A 5,011-nucleotide genomic window follows, 5' to 3' on the forward strand; every position below is an offset into this window, starting at 1 on the left:
GGCAGGCGCCAACCGCGCGCCGTCCTCCTCCAGCCGTCCTGACCGGCCGCCGGTCCCTGGCGGCAACCGGCCGCGTCACCGCGCTCGGTCATGTCGCGTCCTTCCCGAAAGGGGTGAAAACCGGGGCGCAATGTGCCGCCAAGGCAGGGCCGACGCAAGCCGCAACGGCCGACCTTCCCCTCATAGGCAGGTAGGCGCATATGGGATTCCATCGCCGGTGCTTTCAGCGAATCTCTAAGGGAAACTGGAAAGGCGGGAGCCCGGAGCCCCTTCACTTGCGATTTCTAACACTTAGCCTTCGGCTAAGATGTTGAAATCGCTTTCTCCCCCGCAAGAGAAGAGATATGTAGCTGCCCGCACAAGCGCGCCGGCAATTCGCAAACCGTGGCGACTGGCAACAACGGTAGCGTCGGCGTTATCTCCCCCCTGGCAGGGGAGAAAGCGATTTCTTGGGTTTAGCGAAGCTAAGCCTTAGAAATCGCCAGAGAGGGGGCTCCCGCTCCTCCGAAGCAGGAGACGAGTAACGGACATTATGCGGCTGACGGGCCGCCGTGCTGATGGTCGTGCGCGCCGCAGCTCGTCCCCCTCTCCGCCGCGCGGTCTCCCAACCGCGTGACGAAATCGTCGGCCAGATCGGCGACCGTGATCGACGCGAACCGCTTGAGCAGAAGCGCCTCGGCATCGTTCAGCGCTGTCTCGAGTCGAGCATCGACCGCCTGCTCAACGAGGCACTCGGGGTGATCGACCGACGGGCCGATGGCGAAGAGCGGCGGCCTGCCGATGGCTGTATAGACATCGAGCAGCGTGATCGCCTCGAGCCCGCAGGCAAGCTCCCAGCCGCCGCCATGCCCCTTCTCGGAGGTGACGTAACCCTTGTCGCGCAGGCCTGCCATCATGCGCCGCACGACCACCGGATTGGTCCCGAGCATGCCCGAGATGGTCTCGGAGGTGGCACGCTTGCAGTGGCGGTCCATGTGGATCAGCACATGGAGCATCCTGGACAGACGGCTGTCGCGTCGCATCGGTCGGTCCTTCCTTCCTTCGGTGATCTCTCGAGAGTGGGTCCGACTAAACGAACACGTATCAGGCGCCCGGAAGCCGGGGCCCCAAGCGGAGGGTGTCCGGGATCCGCTCCGTGGCTCTTCCACGTACCGGTCCTGGACAAAGCTTCGCTTTTTCCGGATGACGCCCGGCTTGGGGCCCCGCGATTCCCCGGCACCCGGATCATCCCACGCATTCCCTCCTATCAGACACGTGCTCACGTAACAAGTGATGTTTTCTGTGTTGACGAGCGCTGTCCGTTATGCAACTTGAAAAGATACATAACATGGAGATGAGCGAATGTCCTTCGAAGTGATCATCGTCGGCGGCAGCTTCGCCGGCCAGTCGGCGGCCCTGCAGCTGGTGCGGGCGCGCCGCCGCGTGCTGCTGGTCGACAAGAAAGAGCCGCGCAACCGGTTCGCGCGGTCCTCCCACGGCTTCCTCGGCCAGGATGGCGAAGCACCCGCCGCCATCATGGCGAAAGCCGCCCGGCAGCTCTCCGCCTATCCGACCGTCGTCCAGGTCGAGGGCGAAGCGGTCGCCGCGCGCCGGGAGGACCATGCCTTTCGCGTCAGGCTCGCCGACGGCCGCGAGGAACTTGGCGCGCGCCTCATTCTTGCGGTCGGCGTGCGCGACACCCTGCCGGCGGTCGAAGGGTTGGAGGAGCGCTGGGGCGTGTCGGTCGTACACTGCCCCTATTGCCACGGCTACGAATTGGGTGGGGGGCCGATCGGCGTGCTGGCGAGCGGACCGAACGCAGTCCATCAGGCAACGCTGGTTCCCGACTGGGGGCCCACCACCCTGTTCACGCAAGGGGTCTTCGAACCCGATGCGGAACAGGAAGCGCTCCTCACCGAGCGCGGTGCCGCGATCGAGCGCACGCCGATCGTCGAACTCCTAGGCACGGCACCGGCGCTTCAAGCGGTCCGCCTCGCCGACGGCCGGACGATAGAACTGGCGGGCCTGTTCGTCGCCCCGAAGACCGCGCTCTCCAGCGATCTGGGCGCCCAGCTCGGCTGCGCCTTCGAGGATGGGCCGACCGGTCCCTTCATCCGCGTCGACGGCAGGCAGCGCACCAGCGTGCCGGGCGTTCTTGCAGCCGGCGATGCCGCCAGCGCCATGACGAACGCCACGCTCGCCGCCGCTTCCGGGGCAATGGCCGGTTTCGGCGCGCACCAGTCGCTGATCTTCGGCGAGCCGGCGGAACGGCCTTCCAGCGCGGCTGCGTAAAAGAACAATGGATATCGAAGGCGGTTTCTGCCGGACATCTTGACGTCCTGCGCTTTCCCCATTCTAACTGGGCACCGACGGTTCCCGGCGGTGAAAGCCGCCGGGATTAAAAGGGAACACGGTGAGGAAGACCCGCAAGGGGCCGAATCCGTGGCTGCCCCCGCAACTGTGAGCGGATGCCGATCATCCTCGTGACGCGCAGCGATCGCGCGTCATGCCACTGTGCCGGCCGGCACGGGAAGGCAGATGAAAGGCCGTTGGTCCGTGAGCCAGGAGACCTGCCGTCAAGGAAGTCCACGATCACGAGCGGGGAAGCTCGGAAAGGATACCATGACGACACGCCAGACCTGATTTCCCGAACCGATTGACCACGATCCGCTGCGCCATCCCGGCGGCAGCGGACGTTCCATGCGAGCCCCACGCCGCCTCCGGCGCCAGGGCCCGTGCCGCCATGCTTCCTTTCCGGAGGACCAGACACTTGTACAGCCGCACACTCCGTTTCCTTCTCGCCGCTGCCACCACCCTCTTCGCAGCCACACCCAGGGCTGCATTCGCGCAGCAGACGCATTATCCGCTGACGCTCACCAACTGCGGCCAGGAGATAACCTTCGAGCAGGCGCCCGAGCGCGTCGTTTCGGTCGGCCAGAGCTCGACCGAGATCCTCTATCTTCTCGGTCTTGCCGACAAGGTGGTCGGGACGGCGCTCTGGCTCGGCCCCGTTCTCAAGGAATTCGAGGCGGTGAACGCCGAGGTCCCGCGGCTCGCCGACAATGCCCCGAGCTTCGAAAGCGTGCTCTCGGCCAAGCCTGCCCTCGTCACCACGCAATTCGAGTCGCAGATCGGCCCGAAGGGCGTTGTGGCGACGACCGCGCAGTTCGCCGACCTCGGCATTCCCGTCTACACCGCGCCCGCCGATTGCATCGGCAAGGACAATTCGACCGGCGGCGACGGCTTGCGCACCGTGACCTTTGCGATGGACCTGATCTACCGGGAGATCGACGACCTCGCCCGCATCTTCGACGTCAAGGAGCGCGGCGAGGCGCTGATCGCCGATCTGAAGGCACGCGAGGCGGCGGCGAAGGAGAAGATCGCCACGCTCACGGGCGACATCTCGGCCGTCTTCTGGTTCTCCAGCGCCGATCTTCAGACCGACCCCTATGTCGCCGGCCGTCGCGGCGCGCCGGCCTACATCATGTCGACGCTCGGGGTCCGTAACGTGCTCGACAGCGCGGAGGAGTGGCCGACCATCGGCTGGGAGACCATCGCCAGGGCCGACCCGACGGTCATCGTCGCGGGCGAGATGGACCGGCAGCGCTATCCCGCCGACGATCTCGCGGTGAAGCTGGAATTCCTCAGGACCGATCCGGTGACCAGCCTCATGCCGGCGGTCAGGGAGGACCGGATCGTGATCATGGATGCGCAGGCGATGAACCCGACCATCCGCACGATCGAGGGGATCGAGGTTCTGGCCGAGGGCCTTGCGCAAGTGGGTCTGGCCAAGTGAGAACCACATCCGCACCGGTTCGCCTGCTCGCGGGCGGTACGCTCGCCGCTGTTACCCTGACGGGGGCGGTGGCGCTCGGCGCCGCCGTCGGCGAAACGTCCATTCCGGTCGAGACCGTTCTGAAGACCGTGGCGAACCGCCTCTGGGCGGCGGGCTATGCGCTCGACCCCATCGACGAGGGCATCATCTGGAACTACCGCATCGCGCGTGCGCTGGTCGCCGCCTGTTGCGGCGCTTCGCTCGCGCTTTGCGGCGCCGTGCTCCAGTCGCTGCTCAGGAACGCGCTGGCCGATCCCTATATCCTCGGTATCTCCGCGGGCGCCTCGAGCGGCGCGGTGGCCGTGGCGATCCTGGGGCTCGGCTCCGGCTTTCTGACGCTGTCGCTCGGCGCCTTCGCCGGCGCGCTGATCGCCTTCGGCCTCGTCGCGCTCCTGGCCCTCGGAGCCGGCCGGGGCCCGGCGGCCATTATCCTTGCAGGCGTCGCCGGCTCCCAGCTCTTCAACGCGCTCACCTCATTCATCGTCACCAAATCCGCCACGGCGGACCAGGCGCGCGGGATCATGTTCTGGCTCCTGGGCAACCTTTCCGGCGTGCGCTGGCCGGATGTCTGGCTCGCCGTTCCCGTGGCGCTCGCCGGATTCGTCCTGTGCCAGGGGCACGCGCGGGCGCTCGACGCCTTCGCCTTCGGAACGCAATCCGCCGCCTCGCTCGGCGTGCCGGTGAAACGCGTCTATGCGGCGCTGATCGCGGCCGCGGCCTTCATGACGGCGACGATGGTCAGCATCGTCGGCCCGATCGGCTTCGTCGGGCTGGTCATTCCCCATGCGGCGCGGCTTCTGGTGGGCGTGCGCCATGGGGTGCTGCTGCCGGCCTCCGCCCTGATCGGCGCGGCCTTCATGGTCGCCGCAGACATCCTGTCGCGCACGATCATACCGGGACAGGTGCTTCCCATCGGCGTCATGACGGCGCTGGTCGGGGCGCCGGCCTTCGCGATGATCCTCATCCACCGGCCGGTGGCACGATGAGGCTCGCCGCGCATGATCTTACCTGGCGGGCCGGGCGGCGGACCATCGTCGACCGTGTCTCGCTCGAAGTCGAACCGGGCGAGTTTCTCGGCCTCGTCGGCCCGAACGGGTCGGGCAAGACGAGCCTGCTGGCCATGCTCGCCGGCCTTCGCCCGCCGACCTCGGGCACGGTCGTGCTTGAGGGGACGCCGCTTGGCCGCATCTCGCGCCG

At 67.1% G+C, this 5,011-nt stretch carries 5 protein-coding genes and 1 riboswitch; of the genes, 4 read left to right on the forward strand and 1 reads right to left on the reverse strand.

Going from position 1 to position 5,011, the window contains the following annotated elements:
* Positions 1–530: 530 nt before the first annotated feature.
* A complete protein-coding gene (locus tag ACFP9U_RS23750; RefSeq protein ID WP_378625233.1) occupies positions 531–1,022 on the reverse strand; it encodes an Rrf2 family transcriptional regulator in 492 nt (163 codons plus the stop codon).
* 319 nt (positions 1,023–1,341) lie between these two features.
* Between ACFP9U_RS23750 and ACFP9U_RS23755 the strand changes: the two genes are divergently transcribed.
* The 4 genes from ACFP9U_RS23755 to ACFP9U_RS23770 form a co-directional block, all read left to right on the forward strand.
* A complete protein-coding gene (locus tag ACFP9U_RS23755) occupies positions 1,342–2,271 on the forward strand; it encodes an NAD(P)/FAD-dependent oxidoreductase (protein ID WP_378625235.1) in 930 nt (309 codons plus the stop codon).
* 61 nt (positions 2,272–2,332) lie between these two features.
* Positions 2,333–2,572: riboswitch (cobalamin riboswitch) on the forward strand.
* Between the two features lie 150 nt (positions 2,573–2,722).
* Positions 2,723–3,775 carry an ABC transporter substrate-binding protein gene (locus tag ACFP9U_RS23760; protein WP_378625236.1) on the forward strand — a complete coding sequence of 351 codons (1,053 nt, stop codon included), beginning with the start codon at positions 2,723–2,725 and terminating at the stop codon, positions 3,773–3,775.
* Positions 3,776–3,798: 23 nt separating this feature from the next.
* Entirely contained in the window at positions 3,799–4,800 is a 1,002-nt protein-coding gene (locus ACFP9U_RS23765) for a FecCD family ABC transporter permease (protein ID WP_378625239.1), read from the forward strand.
* Positions 4,797–5,011, forward strand: a 215-nt coding sequence (locus tag ACFP9U_RS23770; RefSeq protein ID WP_378625237.1) for an ATP-binding cassette domain-containing protein, incomplete at its 3' end; no start/stop codon positions are given. The genes ACFP9U_RS23765 and ACFP9U_RS23770, both read left to right, overlap by 4 nt.

This window comes from Nitratireductor sp. GCM10026969, assembly GCF_042660605.1.
GTDB lineage: Bacteria > Pseudomonadota > Alphaproteobacteria > Rhizobiales > Rhizobiaceae > Chelativorans.

What these genes read in the sequence shown, in the direction of transcription:
- ACFP9U_RS23755 (WP_378625235.1), top strand. Translation starts at nt 1,342, where the DNA reads ATGTCCTTCGAAGTGATCATCGTCGGCGGCAGCTTCGCCGGCCAGTCG.
- ACFP9U_RS23760 (WP_378625236.1), top strand. Translation starts at nt 2,723, where the DNA reads ATGCTTCCTTTCCGGAGGACCAGACACTTGTACAGCCGCACACTCCGT.
- ACFP9U_RS23750 (WP_378625233.1), bottom strand. Translation starts at nt 1,022, where the DNA reads ATGCGACGCGACAGCCGTCTGTCCAGGATGCTCCATGTGCTGATCCAC.